The sequence below is a fragment of the Flavonifractor plautii ATCC 29863 genome (assembly GCF_000239295.1).
GTDB lineage: Bacteria > Bacillota > Clostridia > Oscillospirales > Oscillospiraceae > Flavonifractor > Flavonifractor plautii.
Window position 1 is genome coordinate 1 of record NZ_JH417703.1, and the last position, 15,318, is coordinate 15,318.

Annotated in this window: 10 protein-coding genes; 7 read left to right on the plus strand and 3 right to left on the minus strand. The window is 66.3% G+C overall.

The genetic code is table 11. From position 1 onward, the window contains the following. The first annotated feature begins 157 nt into the window (after positions 1–157). From secA to HMPREF0372_RS06115, 4 genes are all read left to right on the plus strand, one after another. Positions 158–2,908 carry a preprotein translocase subunit SecA gene (gene secA / locus HMPREF0372_RS06100; RefSeq protein ID WP_007489864.1) on the plus strand — a complete coding sequence of 917 codons (2,751 nt, stop codon included), beginning with the start codon at positions 158–160 and terminating at the stop codon, positions 2,906–2,908. A 210-nt stretch (positions 2,909–3,118) separates the two neighbouring features. Beyond that, entirely contained in the window at positions 3,119–3,931 is an 813-nt protein-coding gene (pgeF, locus tag HMPREF0372_RS06105; RefSeq protein ID WP_007489866.1) for a peptidoglycan editing factor PgeF, read from the plus strand. A gap of 430 nt (positions 3,932–4,361) precedes the next feature. Further along, positions 4,362–5,888 (plus strand): ABC transporter substrate-binding protein, encoded by a 1,527-nt coding sequence (locus HMPREF0372_RS06110; RefSeq protein ID WP_007489869.1) that lies wholly within the window; start codon positions 4,362–4,364, stop codon positions 5,886–5,888. Positions 5,889–5,904: 16 nt separating this feature from the next. Further along, positions 5,905–9,600, plus strand: a complete 3,696-nt coding sequence (locus tag HMPREF0372_RS06115) for a phosphoribosylformylglycinamidine synthase (protein ID WP_007489870.1) — start codon at positions 5,905–5,907, stop codon at positions 9,598–9,600. A gap of 126 nt (positions 9,601–9,726) precedes the next feature. Here HMPREF0372_RS06115 and HMPREF0372_RS06120 read toward each other — a convergent pair whose 3' ends face one another. Beyond that, complete coding sequence (locus HMPREF0372_RS06120) at positions 9,727–10,362, minus strand: YcxB family protein (protein ID WP_007489872.1); 636 nt, start codon at positions 10,360–10,362, stop codon at positions 9,727–9,729. 491 nt (positions 10,363–10,853) lie between these two features. On the opposite strand from HMPREF0372_RS06120, the gene HMPREF0372_RS06125 reads away from it, so the two are divergent. Further along, positions 10,854–11,093: a hypothetical protein gene (locus tag HMPREF0372_RS06125; protein ID WP_007489874.1), complete on the plus strand. Its 240-nt coding sequence runs from the start codon at positions 10,854–10,856 to the stop codon at positions 11,091–11,093. Positions 11,094–11,107: 14 nt separating this feature from the next. Here HMPREF0372_RS06125 and HMPREF0372_RS06130 read toward each other — a convergent pair whose 3' ends face one another. Next, the gene (locus HMPREF0372_RS06130; RefSeq protein ID WP_007489875.1) at positions 11,108–11,371 is read right to left on the minus strand and encodes a DUF3343 domain-containing protein; all 264 of its coding nucleotides are present in this window, start codon (positions 11,369–11,371) and stop codon (positions 11,108–11,110) included. After that, complete coding sequence (gene yedF, locus HMPREF0372_RS06135; RefSeq protein WP_007489877.1) at positions 11,371–11,967, minus strand: sulfurtransferase-like selenium metabolism protein YedF; 597 nt, start codon at positions 11,965–11,967, stop codon at positions 11,371–11,373. The genes HMPREF0372_RS06130 and yedF overlap by 1 nt, the downstream gene beginning before the upstream one ends. A gap of 159 nt (positions 11,968–12,126) precedes the next feature. Between yedF and HMPREF0372_RS06140 the strand changes: the two genes are divergently transcribed. Beyond that, complete coding sequence (locus HMPREF0372_RS06140) at positions 12,127–13,917, plus strand: FtsW/RodA/SpoVE family cell cycle protein (RefSeq protein ID WP_007489879.1); 1,791 nt, start codon at positions 12,127–12,129, stop codon at positions 13,915–13,917. Then, positions 13,904–15,283, plus strand: coding sequence for a penicillin-binding transpeptidase domain-containing protein (locus tag HMPREF0372_RS06145; RefSeq protein WP_007489880.1), 1,380 nt, complete (start codon positions 13,904–13,906; stop codon positions 15,281–15,283). The genes HMPREF0372_RS06140 and HMPREF0372_RS06145 overlap by 14 nt, the downstream gene beginning before the upstream one ends. Positions 15,284–15,318: the final 35 nt, after the last annotated feature.

Genomic DNA, 15,318 nt, shown 5'->3' on the forward strand with positions numbered 1-15,318 from the left:
TCAGATGTCCAATATGTATTGTAGTCCTACACTGGGTTTGTTCATAATTTCCCCTTTTTTATTGACATGGGATATGATATACTAGGAAACTGAATTAGCATCCAAGTCCTGGGAGCCGAGGCGCCGGGGACAGGAACAAGAAAGGTGAACAAGACGCATGGGACTGTTGAAAAAGCTCTTTGGCACCAGCTCCGAGAAGGAGCTCCGCGCCATCAAACCCATCGTGGACAAGATTGAAGCCCTGGACGGGGAGTACTCCAAGCTCACCGACGAGCAGCTCAAGGCCAAGACCCCCGAATTCAAGCAGCGCATCGCCAATGGCGAGAGCCTGGACGACATCCTGCCCGAGGCCTTCGCCGCCTGCCGGGAGGCGGCCTGGCGCGTGCTGGGCATGAAGCCCTACCGGGTGCAGCTCATCGGCGGCATCATCCTCCACCAGGGCCGCATCGCCGAGATGAAGACCGGCGAGGGCAAGACCCTGGTGGCCACCCTGCCCGCCTACCTCAACGCCCTGGCGGGAGAGGGCGTGCACATCGTCACCGTCAACGACTACCTGGCCAAGCGCGACAGCGAGTGGATGGGCAAGGTCTACCGCTTCCTGGGCCTCACCGTGGGCCTGGTGATCCACGACATCCAGCCCAAGGACCGCAAGGCCTCCTACGCCGCCGACATCACCTACGGCACCAACAACGAGTTCGGTTTCGACTACCTGCGAGACAACATGGCCATCTACGCCACCGAGATGGTGCAGCGGGGCCACGCCTTCGCCATCGTGGACGAGGTGGACTCCATCCTCATCGACGAGGCCCGCACCCCCCTCATTATCTCCGGTCAGGGGGACAAGTCCACCCAGCTCTACACCGTAGTGGACGCCTTTGTGGCCAAGCTCAAGGGCCAGCGGGTGGCCAGCGTGGACACCAAGGAGGAGGAGGACCCCGATCTGGACGCCGACTACGTGGTGGACGAGAAGGCCCGCACCGTCACCCTCACCGCCCGGGGCATCGCCAAGGCCGAGCAGCAGTTCCAGGTGGCCAACCTGGCCGATCCGGAAAACACCACCCTGTCCCACCACATCAACCAGGCCATCCGGGCCCGGGGCCTGATGCGCCGGGACATCGACTACGTGGTCAAGGACGGCGAGGTCATCATCGTGGACGAGTTCACCGGCCGCCTCATGTACGGCCGCCGCTACTCCGAGGGCCTGCACCAGGCCATCGAGGCCAAGGAGGGCGTCACCGTGGCCCGGGAGTCCAAGACCCTGGCCACCATCACCTTCCAGAACTACTTCCGCCTGTACGGCAAGCTCTCTGGCATGACCGGCACCGCCATGACCGAGGAGGAGGAGTTCGGCACCATCTACTCCCTGGATATCGTGGAGATCCCCACCAACAAGCCGGTGCAGCGCGTGGATCACCCCGACGTGGTTTACAAGACCGAGGCGGGCAAGTTCCGCGCCATTGTCAACCAGATTGAGGAGTGCCACAAGAAGGGCCAGCCCGTGCTGGTGGGCACCATCTCCATCGAGAAGTCGGAGGAGCTCTCCGCCATGCTCAAGAAGCGGGGCATCAAGCACAACGTGCTCAACGCCAAGTTCCACGAGAAGGAGGCCGAGATCGTCGCCCAGGCCGGCAAGCTGGGCGCGGTCACCGTGGCCACCAACATGGCCGGCCGCGGCACCGATATCATGCTGGGCGGCAACGCCGAGTACCTGGCCAAGGCCGAGCTGCGCAAGGCCGGGCTCTCCGACGAGCTGATCGCCGAGTCCACCGGCTACGCCGACACCGACAACGAGGAGATCCTCAACGCCCGGAAGATGTTCGCCGAGGCGGAGGCCAAATACAAGGACGAGATCAAGGCGGAGGCCGACCAGGTGCGGGCCGCGGGCGGCCTGTTCATCCTGGGCACCGAGCGCCACGAGTCCCGCCGCATTGACAACCAGCTCCGCGGCCGTGCCGGCCGTCAGGGCGACCCGGGCGAGAGCCGCTTCTACCTGTCCCTGGAGGACGACATCATGCGCCTGTTCGGCTCCGAGCGGGTCATGGGCATGATGGAGAAGCTGGGCGTGGACGAGGACACCCCCATTGACGCGAAGATCCTCTCCAACGCCATTGAGAACGCCCAGAAGCAGGTGGAGTCCCGCAACTTCCAGACCCGCAAGACCGTGCTGGAGTACGACGACGTGATGAACACCCAGCGTAAGGTCATCTACGAGCAGCGCCGCAAGGTGCTGGACGGGGAGAACCTGAAGGAGTCCGTTCAGACCATGCTCTCCACCGTGATTTCCACCGAGGTGCAGGCCCACATGGGTGAGCTCAAGCACATGGACGCCGAGAACTGGCGGGAGGTGTGCGCCCAGTTCCGCGGTCTGTTCCTGCGGCCCGACGAGTTCAAGTTTACCGACGAGGAGCTCCAGCAGTACGACGCCCAGGCCCTCACCGACCTGCTCCAGGAGCGGGCCAGCGACATCTACGCCCGCAAGGAGGCCGAGCTGGGCGAGCCCCTCATGCGCGAGCTGGAGCGGGTGATGATGCTCCGGGTGGTGGACGAGTACTGGATGGACAACATCGACGCCATGCAGGAGCTGCGCCAGGGCATTGGCCTGCGGGCTTACGGCCAGAACGACCCGGTGGTGGCCTATAAAAAGGAAGGCTACGAGATGTTTGAGAGCATGATCGCCGCCATCCAGGCCGAGACCATCCGCCGTATCTTCCTGGCCCGGGTCCAGGTGGGCGCCACCACCGTCAAGCGGGAGCGGGTGGCCAAGGTCACCGGCGAGAGCGCGGGCAGCGACGGCACCGTTAAGAAGCAGCCCGTCAAGAAGGGCCAGAAGGTGGGCCGCAACGACCCCTGTCCCTGTGGCAGCGGCAAGAAGTACAAGAAGTGCTGCGGCATGCACGAGGACGAGTAAAAGCAGTCTATGGGGTATCCAAAAGCGGAATGTGGCTTCGCTGGCGTTTGACCGGAAGCGCCTCCGGTCCCTAGATACAAAACCGCCGTGCCGCTTTGCGGCACAGCGGTTTTGATACCCCCGGCTTCGTGCCCGCGGCGCGGGGCGAGGTGTTTTTCGAAACGCGAGTTTCCGGAAAAACCGATTTCGATTTCCAGATGGAGGAAATCCATGAATATCATCGAGCACAACAAAAATGGCCTGGTGTATCTCACCGCCGACGGCTTTGAGGCCGCCGGCGGTGTGGCACACGGCTTCTCCACCCGCCTGGGCGGGGTATCGGAGGGGATCTACGCTACCCTCAACCTGGGCATGAACCGGGGCGACGCCCCCGACCGGGTGCGGGAGAACTACCGCCGCTTCTGCGCCGCCATTGGGGCAGACATGGGGAACATTGTCTGCGCCAGCCAGGTCCACGGCGACACAGTGCGCACCGTCACCGCGGCGGATCTGGGCATCGGCCTGGACGAGCCGGAGCCCTGGCAGGCGGATGGCCTTGTCACCGACATCCCCGGTGTGACGCTGGCGGTCTACTCCGCCGACTGCCTGCCCATCCTGCTCTACGACCCGGTGCGCCGGGTGGTGGGGGCGGTCCACGCCGGCTGGCGGGGCACCGCCCTGGGCATCGCCGCCAAGGCGGTGGAGCGCATGGTGGACTGCTACGGCTGCGACCGGCTGGACATCCTGGCCGCCGTCGGCCCCGGCATCTCCAAGTGCTGCTTCGAGACCCACGAGGACGTGCCCAACGCCATGACTGAGGCCATGGGGGCCGCCGCCCTGTCCTCCATCGAGGTGCTGCCCACCGGCAAGTTCCACGTGGATCTCAAGGGCCTCAACGCCAAGCGGCTGGAGAACGCCGGGCTGGACCCCGAACACATCGCTGTCTCCGCCGACTGTACCTGCTGCCTGCCGGAGAAGTACTGGTCCCACCGCTACACCCACGGGGAGCGGGGGAGCCAGGCGGCGATGATCGCAATCGTCTAGGGGGCATCCAATGGCGTCTGAGGAGACTCCGTCTGGACTTCATCGGAAGCGCCACCGGCGCTTCCGACCCCTAGATACGAGCCTGCGTGCCGGCGAAAACGCCGGCGACTTGGCTCGATACCCCCGGTTTCGCGCCCTGTGGCGCGGGTCGGGGTGTCTTTCCGGAAAATGAATTCCCGGAAAGACTGATTTTCAATTTCGTTTCCCCGCAGGGCGGGGAAAACGCTGTGAGATAAGCAGCTATAAAATATGGATGCTCCATTGCCGTTGTACGCCAATCCAACATTCCCTCGGAGAGCGGAGGGGGTATCGCGCCGCAGGCGCGTATCTAGGGGGAACTGGTTCCCTCTGGAAGGCGCGTATCCTGCCGCGCAGCGGCAGAGATTTTCCGCAGAAAATCGACGCGCCTTTAGGAAGGAGGCCGAGCCGTTTGCGAAACATTCTAGCCGCCCTGCTGACGGCGGCCCTGTGCCTGGGTTTGGCCGCCTGCGGGCCGGCGCCGGAGCCGGAGCCCACACCCACCCCCACGCCCAGCGTCTCCCCCTCTCCAGAGGCGGCCGAGTTCGCCCTGGCCTGCTACCCAGAGGCCGGGTTCCACCCCATCACCGGCTCCAACCGCACCAACCTGGCCCTGGGGGGCCTGCTGTATGAGGGGCTGTTTGCCCTGGACGGGCAGTTTCAGCCCCAGGAGGCGCTCTGCGCCTCCGCCTCCGTGTCGGCCGACGGCCTCCAGTGGTCCTTTATCCCCCGCAGCGGGGTGACCTTCTCCGACGGCAGCCCCCTGACGGCCGCGGAGATCGCGGCCTCCCTCAACCTGGCCCGCATCAGCCCCCTCTACTCCGCCCGCTTCGCCGGCGTGACGGACATCGCCGCCGCCAACGGCATGGTGACCGTCACCCTGAGCCGCGCCAACGGTGCTCTGCCCGCCCTGCTGGACATCCCCATCGTCAAGGAGACGGGAGGCGTCCCCCTGGGCACGGGGCCCTACGTGCTCGCCGGCACGGGGGAGAACCTCGCGCTGGAAGCCCGCTCCGGCTGGTGGCAAGGCAAGGCCCTGCCCCGGGACACCATTCCCCTGCGAGCCATTCAGGAGGCGGACGATCTGATCCATGCCTTTGATACCCGGGACATTGCCCTGGTCTCCACCGACCTGACGGGCACCAATGCCCTGGGTTTTTCTGGTTCCTTTGCTGCGGTGGACTACCCCACCAGCACCATGCTGTACGTTGGCTTCAACACGGCCGACGGCCCCTGCCGGAGCGCCCAGGTGCGGCAGGCCCTGCTGCGGGGCTTTGACCGGGCCGCCGTATCCACCGCCCAGTTCTCCCGCCACGCCCAGCCCGCCGCCCTTCCTGTCTCCCCCGCCAGCCCCCTCTACGACGAGGCGCTGGCCCAGACGCTGGACTACGCCCCCCAGGCCATGGAGCCGCTCCTCACCGCTGCCGGCTACACCAGAGCCGACGGGGTATGGCAGAAGGAGGGGCGACCGCTGGCGCTCACCTTTGTGGCCCCAAACAACAACGCCGACCGGCTGGCCGCGGCGGAGACGCTGGCCGCCAACCTGACCGACGCCGGCCTGGAGGTGGAGCTGCGGGCCCTGGCCTGGGACGATTACCTTCAGGCCCTGACGGCGGGGGAGTTCGACCTGTACCTGGGGGAGGTGCGGCTCACCGCCGACTTTGATCTCACCGCCTTCCTGACCCCCGGCGGCGCCCTCAACTACGGCAAGTACAGCGACGCCGGGGCGCTGAACCGCCTCAGCGCCTTCCGCGCCGCCGTGGGCCAGTGGCGGACGGAGCCGGCCCGGCAGCTCTATGAATATCTGGCCGGGCAGCCCCCCTTCGCGGTCATCTGCTTCAAGAACTGGTCCGTTTTGACCCAGTGGAGCCGGATCGACGGGCTGACGCCCACCCAGCAAAACATATTCCATCAATTTTCCGACTGGAAGATCACATAAGGGAGAGAAAGAGAGTATGGGGAACGTATTTCGCTGTTATGTGGAGAAGAAGCCCGGCTTTGCCGTGGAGGCGGAGCATCTGTTTGGAGAGCTGCGCCACACCCTGGGCCTGACGGGGCTGACCGGCGTGCGGGTGCTGCGCCGCTACGACGTGGAGGGGGTGGACGCGGCGGTCTATGCCGCCGCCCGCACCACCGTGCTCTCCGAGCCGCAGGTGGACGCCCTGTGGGATGAGGTCATGCCCGCCCCGGAGGGGGAGCACACCCTGCTCGCGGTGGAGGCCCTGCCCGGCCAGTACGACCAGCGGGCCGACTCCTGCGCCCAGTGCATCCAGATGATGCACGGCGGGGAGCGCCCCACCGTCCGCGCCGCCACCGTCTACGTGCTGGAGGGGGCCCTCACCGCCCAGGAGGCGGCCAAGGCCCGCGGCTACCTCATCAACCCGGTGGAGAGCCGGGAGGCGGCGCTGGACAAGCCCGCCACCCTCCGCCAGGACTACCCCGTTCCCGCCGCCGTGCCCGTGCTGGATGGCTTCACCGCCTTGGACCGCGCGGGTCTAGAGAGCGTGCTAGCCCAGTACGCCCTGGCCATGGATCTGGCCGATCTCGCCTTCCTCCAGGCCTACTTCCGGGACGAGGAGGGCCGCGATCCCACCCTCACCGAGGTGCGGGTGGTGGACACCTACTGGTCGGATCACTGCCGCCACACCACCTTCTCCACCCACCTGGACGAGGTGGAGATCGCCGATGACAACGTAAAGGCCGCCTATGAGCGGTACCTGTCCGCCCGGGTGGAGGTCTACGGCGCGGAGAAGGCCGCGGCCCGGCCCCAGACCCTCATGGACATCGCCACCCTGGGCGCCAAGACCCTGAAAAAGCGGGGCCTGCTCCCCGAGCTGGACGAGAGCGAGGAGATCAACGCCTGCTCCATCCACGTGCCCGCCCAGGTGGACGGGGCGGAGCAGGACTGGCTGCTCATGTTCAAGAACGAGACCCACAACCACCCCACCGAGATCGAGCCCTTCGGCGGCGCGGCCACCTGCATCGGCGGCTGCATCCGCGACCCCCTCTCCGGCCGGGTGTACGTCCACCAGGCCATGCGCCTCACCGGCTGCGGCGACCCCCGCACCCCGGTGGAGCAGACCCTGGAGGGCAAGCTGCCCCAGCGGAAGATCGCCCAGACCGCCGCGGCGGGCTACTCCTCCTACGGCAACCAGATCGGCCTGGCCACCGGCCACGTGGCGGAGCTCTACCACGAGGGCTATGTGGCTAAGCACCTGGAGTGCGGCGCGGTGGTGGGCGCGGCCCCGGCGTCCAACGTCCGCCGGGAGCGGCCCGCCCCCGGCGACGTGGTGATCCTCCTGGGCGGCCGCACCGGCCGGGACGGCATCGGCGGCGCCACCGGCTCCTCCAAGAGCCACAACAAGGCCAGCCTGGACACCATGGCCAGCGAGGTGCAGAAGGGCAACGCCCCGGAGGAGCGCAAGCTCCAGCGGCTCTTCCGCGACCCCGCCGTCACCCGCCTCATCAAGCGGTGCAACGACTTCGGCGCCGGCGGCGTGAGCGTGGCCATCGGCGAGCTGGCCGACGGCCTGTCCATCGACCTGGACGCGGTGCGCAAGAAATACGACGGCCTGGACGGCACCGAGCTGGCCATCTCCGAGTCCCAGGAGCGCATGGCCGTGGTGGTGGCCCCGGCGGACGTGGACGCCCTGCTGGCCGCCGCCGCCAGGGAGAACCTGGAGGCCTACCCGGTGGCCTCGGTCACGGCGGAGCCCCGCATGGTCATGACCTGGCAGGGCCAGACCGTGGCCAGCCTGTCCCGGGCCTTCCTCAACACCAACGGCGCGGTCAAGCACGCCCGGGTGTCCGTGCCCCAGGCGGACGCCGCCACGGAGCGGGCGACCTTCTCCACCCTGCGGGAGATGGCCTCCAGTTTGAAGTGCGCCTCCCGCCGCGGCCTCACCGAGCGGTTTGACGGCTCCATCGGCGCGGGCAGCGTGCTCATGCCCTTCGGCGGCAGGACCCAGCGCACCCCGGCCCAGGTCATGGCCGCCCTCTTCCCCGTGGAGCCGGAGCAGGAGACCGGCCAGGCCAGCGTCATGGCCTGGGGCTGCGACCCCGAGGCCCTGTCCGCCGACCCCTACCAGGGGGCAAAGGACGCGGTCTACGCCTCCGTAGCCAAGCTGGTGGCCGCCGGCGCGGACTACCGGAAGGCCTATCTGACCCTCCAGGAGTTCTTTGAGAAGCTGCGGGACGCGCCCGCCCGCTGGGGCAAGCCCTTCGCCGCCCTGCTGGGGGCCCTGGACGCCCAGTTGGAGCTGGGCTGCGCCGCCATCGGCGGCAAGGACTCCATGTCGGGCACCTTCCACGATCTGGACGTGCCCCCCACGCTGATCTCCTTCGCCATCGCGCCCATCCAGGCGGGTGAGGTGCTCTCCCCCGAGTTCAAGGAGGCGGGGCACCCGGTGTACCTGTTCGTAGGCGACGCTCTGGCCGAGCACCCTCTGGCGGCCTGGGACAAGCTCCGTGAACTGCACAAGGCCGGGAAAGTGAAGTCCGCGTGGGCGGTGGAGCACGGCTTTGCCGAGGCGGTCATGAACATGTCCTTCGGCAACAAGATCGGCTTTGCCATGGGTTCCGATGTGGACACGAACTGGTACACTCCCTGGCCCCGCTCCATTGTGGCGGAGCTGACCGAGGAGCTCGACTTCCCCCTGGCGATCAGGCTGGGCACCACCACCGCCGAGCCGGTGATCACCATCGGCGGCGACTCCGCCCCCATTGACGAGCTGCTCGCCCTCAACGAGGGGGTGCTGGAGGACGTGTACCCCACCCGGGCGGGGGAGTCCGCCCCGGCGCGCACCCTCTCCTGGGACAAGCGCTCCCCGGCGGTGTGCAAGTCCAAAACCGCCCGGCCCAGGGTGGCCATCCCCGTGTTCCCCGGCACCAACTGCGAGTACGACTCCGCCCGGGCCTGCCTGCGGGCGGGGCTGGAGCCGGAGATCGTGGTGGTGCGCAACCTGACCGCCTCCGCCCTGGAGGAGTCGGCCCTGGCCCTGGAAAAGGCCATCCGCGCGGCCCAGATCCTGTTCCTGCCCGGCGGCTTCTCCGGCGGCGACGAGCCCGACGGCTCGGCCAAGTTCATCTGCTCCTTCCTGCGCAACGGCCGGCTCACCGACGCGGTTCACGACCTGCTCAAGCGCCGGGACGGCCTGATGCTGGGCATCTGCAACGGCTTCCAGGCCCTCATCAAGCTGGGCCTGGTGCCCTACGGCGAGATCCGGGCCATGGACGAGGGCTGCCCCACCCTGACCTTCAACACCATCGGCCGCCACCAGAGCCGGTACGTCACCACCCGGGTGGCCTCTGTCCAGTCCCCCTGGATGCTCCAGTCCCATGTGGGCGACCTCCACGCCATCCCCATCTCCCACGGCGAGGGCCGCTTCACAGCCCCCCAGGCGGAGCTGGAGCGGCTGATCGCCAACGGCCAGATCGCCACCCAGTACGTGGACGCCTCCGGCGCGGCCTCCATGGACATCGACGCCAACCCCAACGGCTCCCTGGAGGCCATCGAGGGCATCTTCTCCCCCGACGGCCGGGTGTTCGGCAAGATGGGCCACTCGGAGCGCCGGGGCCCCTATGTAGGCGTCAACATCCCCGGCGACAAGCACCAGCCCCTCTTCGAGAGCGGCGCGGCCTACTTCCGTTGATGCAAAAATCCCCGGCGCGGTGTCAAGCGCGCTGCGCATGAAAACGCGCCTACCTCATTTTGAATGAGGCGGGCGCGTTTTTCCGCTCTGACGGCAGCCTCATGGGCTTTCCCTGCCGCCGCCCTTTTACGCAATCGAGTGATACGGTTTCACTTTTTCCGAGATCAGACTGCAAAAATCGCCGGTACATTCCGCTTTTAAGTCCATTTTCTGCAACAGCAGGACACGGCCGCCAAAGACGAAAAGAAAACTATCCGCCGTTTCGACGGCGCATTCAAACTCTCGATATGGCACAAATTCCGCCTTGCCGCCGCCCGCCGGAACGGTCATCCCCTCCTCTGAGAAGGACACCGAAGCGGCTTGCTCCGCGGAACTCTTGTCTTTGCCCTCCAACAATATCTTTGCCGCTCTATCAAACGGATTCTTCTTGCGCGCGCGGCTCTGCCACAGGCCAATGATACCCGCACCCATGGCAGCCGCGCCGACAAGCAGCGGCACGAACAGCTCTCGCGGCTCCATCAGACCGGGAACAGCCAGAAAAATGCCGGCCGCCAGACATAACGCACTCATTCCCCTTGTGCGTAGCCTGCTCCTTTTCCGCCCCCGCGCCATAGAGCGGAATCGGTCGGTATGCTTCCATAGCCCGGGAAATCGTTCCCGCGAAACCATTTCCGTCCTTTTTTCGAGCGCCCTGCTCACTTGCGGCAAAAGCTTTTCGGTATCATACGGGCTGATGTGAAAGATGTAATCTGTATCTGCCATTCGCAAGCCCTCCCTTGCTCTGAGTCTGTGATGAAACCGCTAATCATTCCAAAACCAAACGGAATGGCAGCAAGAAATGCTGTACCGACAGGAGCAGTATAACAGGAGTGTTCCATGCCACAGAGCATATCACGGTAATCGAATGCTGCCACAGCACACATACTATCATATTATCTACCAAATTGCATACAAGAAAAGGACTATTATCCTTTTCACATGACAGTCCTGCCCATTTCTTCGTGCCCCAAGGCATTTATTCTATGCATCCATCTGATATCCATTACGTTCTGCCGGGAAAGCAGCCTCGAAGCGAGACTTTTATGAAAACCGTTTGGCCGAACCGGAACGCAGAAAAAGGCCCCGGCGTCAGGGGCGGATGGCACAGCCCCGCCCCCTGACGCCGGGGATTTTTTATCTGATTTTAAGAATGCCTTTAGGACGCTTTTATCTGGGTGTGATAAGCTGGTACCATCAAAAGGAGGACTGATTCCATGGTTACGCTGTTCACACTGGGCATCATCTGTCTGGCCGCTGTGATTCTCATTCCCGTCATCCTGTTTCTGGTGGGCCTGCCCTTCCTGCTGCTCATGGGCCTGCTGCCCTGGCTGCTGCGCATCGCGGGCGTGGTGCTGCTCATCAAGGCCCTGCTCGACAAGCCCACCCGCTGGGAAAACTTCATGCCCGCCGTCGTGGCCTTTGCCCTGTCCCTGCTCATCGGCTGGATCTTCTGAGCGCCGGGCGGCCCCTACCCGTCCAGCGGCTCGGCCCGCAGGGCCGCCCCGGAGCCGGTAACACCGTAAAAGGCGTACTCGTCCGGCCGCAGGGCGGAGGCGGCCAGGGCGGCGCGCACCGCTGCCCCGTCCTCCGGCCGGAAGCGCACGGCGATGCCGCAGCCCAGGGAGATCTCCCGCAGCACCGGCATGGTGAGCACATCCGCCACCGGTCGCAGCACCTTCTGGGCGTAGATGGCCCCGTAGGTGGAGGTGAAGGTGATCACGCCGTAGTCCATTACAGGGAGACCACCTTGGCCGCCCGCTGCATGCGGGTGACGATGTCGTACATGTTGCTCACCGTGCCCACCTGGAGCTGGTCGGTGAGGCCGTAGAAGCTGAGGCAGGTGCCGCACACCAGGATCTCGACGCCCGCATCGGCCAGGGACTTCAGGTGGGCGGGAATCTGCTCGTCCAGGGTGGGCAAGCGCACGCCGGCGTTCATGAAGAGCACCGCGCCAGGCTTGTCCTCCCCCTGGGCCAGAGTGTAGAAGAACATGCGCATCAGGTTGGCGCCCAGCTCCCGGTCGCCGTCCCCGATGATATCCCGGCCCACAAACACGGCCCAGTCGCCGCCGGGGGCGGGCAGGGGAGCGCTCACCGCCTCCTCACAGGCGGCGCAGCCGGTACGGGTGAAGGCCACGGAAAACACCCCCTCCTCCTGGGTGACGGCGGCTCCGAACCCCTGGTTGCCCGCCAGGCGCTTGAGGTTTTCCACCGCCGTGGTGTTGTCCACCAGCACGGTGAAGGAATGTTCCCCGGCGGCCATGGCCTGCTTGGCCAGGATGACCGGGGTGGGGCAGGGCTTGCCCTTGGCGTCGATAATCGTAGACACGGGCTCACATCCTTTCTCATTGGTGAGCCCATTATACCGCCGGAGAGGGCAAATTGTAAAGAATTCTTGAAGAATGCGGAAGGCGGACGGCCTTCCGCTTTTTTATCGGCCCCATTTGTGCTATACTGCTGTATATTCCAACGAAAAGGAGGTGGGCGGATGGAGGCGCTGCTGGACTGGATGGCCGCCAATCCCCAGGTCTGGGCCTGGTTCACCACGGCGGTGCGCTTTTTGTTCCCGGTGCTGGCCCTGCTGATTCTCATACGGACGATCCGCTCCCTGCTCACCGTGCCCTGTCTGCCGGAGGTGTGGGCCTACCTGACCCTGCCCAACGGGGCTCAGGAGCCGCTGACCCACTGGGAGAACATCCTGGGCCGGGGCGGCAACTCCGACGTGATTCTCAACTATCCTGTGGTATCCCGGCAGCACGCCGCCCTGATTCGCCAGGCGGACGACACCTGGACGGCCTACGACCTGGGCTCCAAGGGTGGCGTGACGGTAAACGGCAGGCCGGTGGAGGGCTCCGCCCCCGTCCAGTACGGCGACGTGGTGGGCATCGGCGGGGTGGAGACCGTGCTGCTCCCCCTCTCTCCGGAGGAAAAGGCTCAGCGCCGCCAGCGGCGGCGGGCCATGCGGCCCGTGTCCCCCTGGCTGGGGCTGGTGCTCCTCACCGTGTTCCAGGCCCTCACCGCACTCCAGCTCACCATCAGCGAGGGGGAGAACGCCACGGTGATGATCCCGCTCACCTTCCTGCTGCTGACGGGGGTGATGTGGCTGTACTTCCTCACCCTCCGCGCCCTGCGCCGGGTAGGCTTTGAGATGGAGACCATCGCCTTCTTCCTGTCCACCCTCTCCCTGGCGGTGACCTCCTCCTCCAATACCCCCGCCCTGTTCAAGCAGTTCCTCTGCGTGGTGCTGGGACTGGCCCTGTTCCTGGTGCTGGGGGTCTTCCTGCGCAACCTGGACCGGGCCAAGAAAATCCGCTGGCTCATGGCCGCCGGGGCCATCGGCCTGCTGAGCCTCACCGTGGTGCTCTACCTGCTGGGCCTCACCGGCACCAAATATGGAGCGGCCAACTGGCTGACCATTGCCGGCATCTCGGTGCAGCCCTCGGAGCTGGCCAAAATCTGCTACATCTTTGCCGGGGCGGCCACCCTGGACCGGCTCTTCCGCAAGCGGAACCTGGGCCTGTTCATTCTGCTCACCGGCGTGTGCCTGGCCTGTCTGGCCTATATGAGCGACTTCGGCACCGCCGCCATCTTCTTTGTCACCTTCCTGGTTATCGCCTACCTCCGCTCCGGCGACTGGGCCACCCTGGCCCTCATCTGCGGCGGAGGGGTGTTTGCGGTGCTCACCATGCTCTCCCTCAAGCCCTACATCCTTCAGCGCTTCGCCACCTGGGGCCACGCGTGGCAGAACGCCTCGGTAGGCAGCGGCTACCAGCAGACCCGCACCATGTCGGCCGCCGCCTCCGGCGGCCTGGTGGGGGTGGGCCCCGGCGAGGGCTGGCTCCACACCGTGGGCGCGGGGGACACCGACCTGGTATTCGGCATGCTGTGCGAGGAGTGGGGGCTGATCATCGCCCTGCTGGCGGTGCTGTCCATTCTCACTCTGGCGGTGTTCGCCGTCCGGGCCTGCCGGGCCGGACGGAGCTCCTTTTACGTCATCGCCGCCTGCGCCGCCACCTCCATGATGGTGTTTCAGACCTGCCTCAACGTGTTCGGCGCGGTGGACATTCTCCCCCTCACCGGCGTCACCTTTCCCTTCGTGTCCAACGGCGGCACGGCCATGATCGCCTCCTGGGGGCTGCTGGCCTTCCTCAAGGCCACCGACACCCGTCAGAACGCCAGCTTTGCCATCCGCCTGCCCTCCCGGCGGGAGGACCGCCGGGGGGCGGCGCTGGCCCCCAAATCCACCGACGAATGGGAGGCGGACGATGAAGAAGATTGAAAAGCGGGCCCTGCTCTGCCTCCTGCTGGCCGCCGCCCTGCTGCTGGGCTCCGGCCTGTTTGTGTTCCGCTTCGTGAAAAACGGCGGCCGCTGGGTCTCCTTTGCCGCCAACCGCCACCTCTACAACCGCCAGGGACAGCTCTCGGTGGGCCGGGTGCTGGACCGGGACGGGGACGTGCTCTCCTGGACGGAGGAGGACGGCACCCGGCGCTGGTACGACAACGCCACCGTGCGCAAGGCCACCCTCCACGCCGTGGGGGACGCCCAGGGCAATATCGGTACCGGGGCGCTGGTGGCCTTTGCCGACCAGCTCTCCGGCTACAACCTGCTCACCGGGGCCTACTCCCCCCTGGGGGCGGGCAACGACCTCTACCTCACCCTGGACGCCCGGTACAACTACATCGCCTATGAGGCCCTGGCCGGCCGCAAGGGGGCGGTGGGCGTGTACAACTACGAGACGGGGGAGGTGCTGTGCATGGTGTCCACCCCCGCCTTTGACCCCCTGTATCCCCCCTCGTCAGAGGAGATGGAGGGGAACGACGCCTACGACGGGGTGTACCTCAACCGCTTTCTCTCCGGCACCTTCCCGCCGGGCTCGGTATACAAGACCGTGGTGCTCTCCGCCGCCATTGAGCGCATGCCCGATCTCTTTGACCGCACCTGGACCTGCACCGGCTCCACCCAGGTGGGGGACGGGGCCGTCACCTGCCCCCGCGCCCACGGGGAGCAGGACATCTCCTCCGCCCTGGCCAACTCGTGCAACGGGGTGTTCGCCCTGCTGGCCGGCGAGCTGGGGGAGGACGTGCTGGAGGAGTACACTGTCCGGGCGGGGCTCACCTCCTCCTACCGGGTCAGCGGCCTGAACACCGCCGCCGGCTCCTTCGACTTTGACGGCCTCACGGCCAACGAGCTGGGCTGGGCCGGCGTGGGGCAGTACAACGACCTGGCCAACCCCTGCGCCCTCATGGTCTATATGGGGGCCATCGCAAACGGCGGAACGGCGGCCGTGCCCCGGCTGGTGCTCAAGACGGAGAACGCCCTGGGCCTGCCGTCCCTGCCCGCCCTGCCCCGGCACACCAAAAAGCTGGTGGAAGGGGATACCGCCGCCGTCCTGGCGGAGCTGATGGCCCACAATGTCACGGCTCAGTACGGCGCCTCCCGCTTCCCCAACATGGACGTGTGCGCCAAGAGCGGCACCGCCGAGGTGGGGGGCGGCAAGGCCCCCCACGCCTGGTTCGCCGGCTTCCTCCGCAACCCCGACGCCCCCTACGCCTTCGTGGTGCTGGTGGAGAACGGCGGCTCCGGTGCGGACGCGGCGGGCTCCGTGGCGGCCAGGGTGCTGGACGCGGTGGTCAACGGATACTAAAAGCAGGCCCCCGGCGCGCGGCAAAGCCGTGCGCC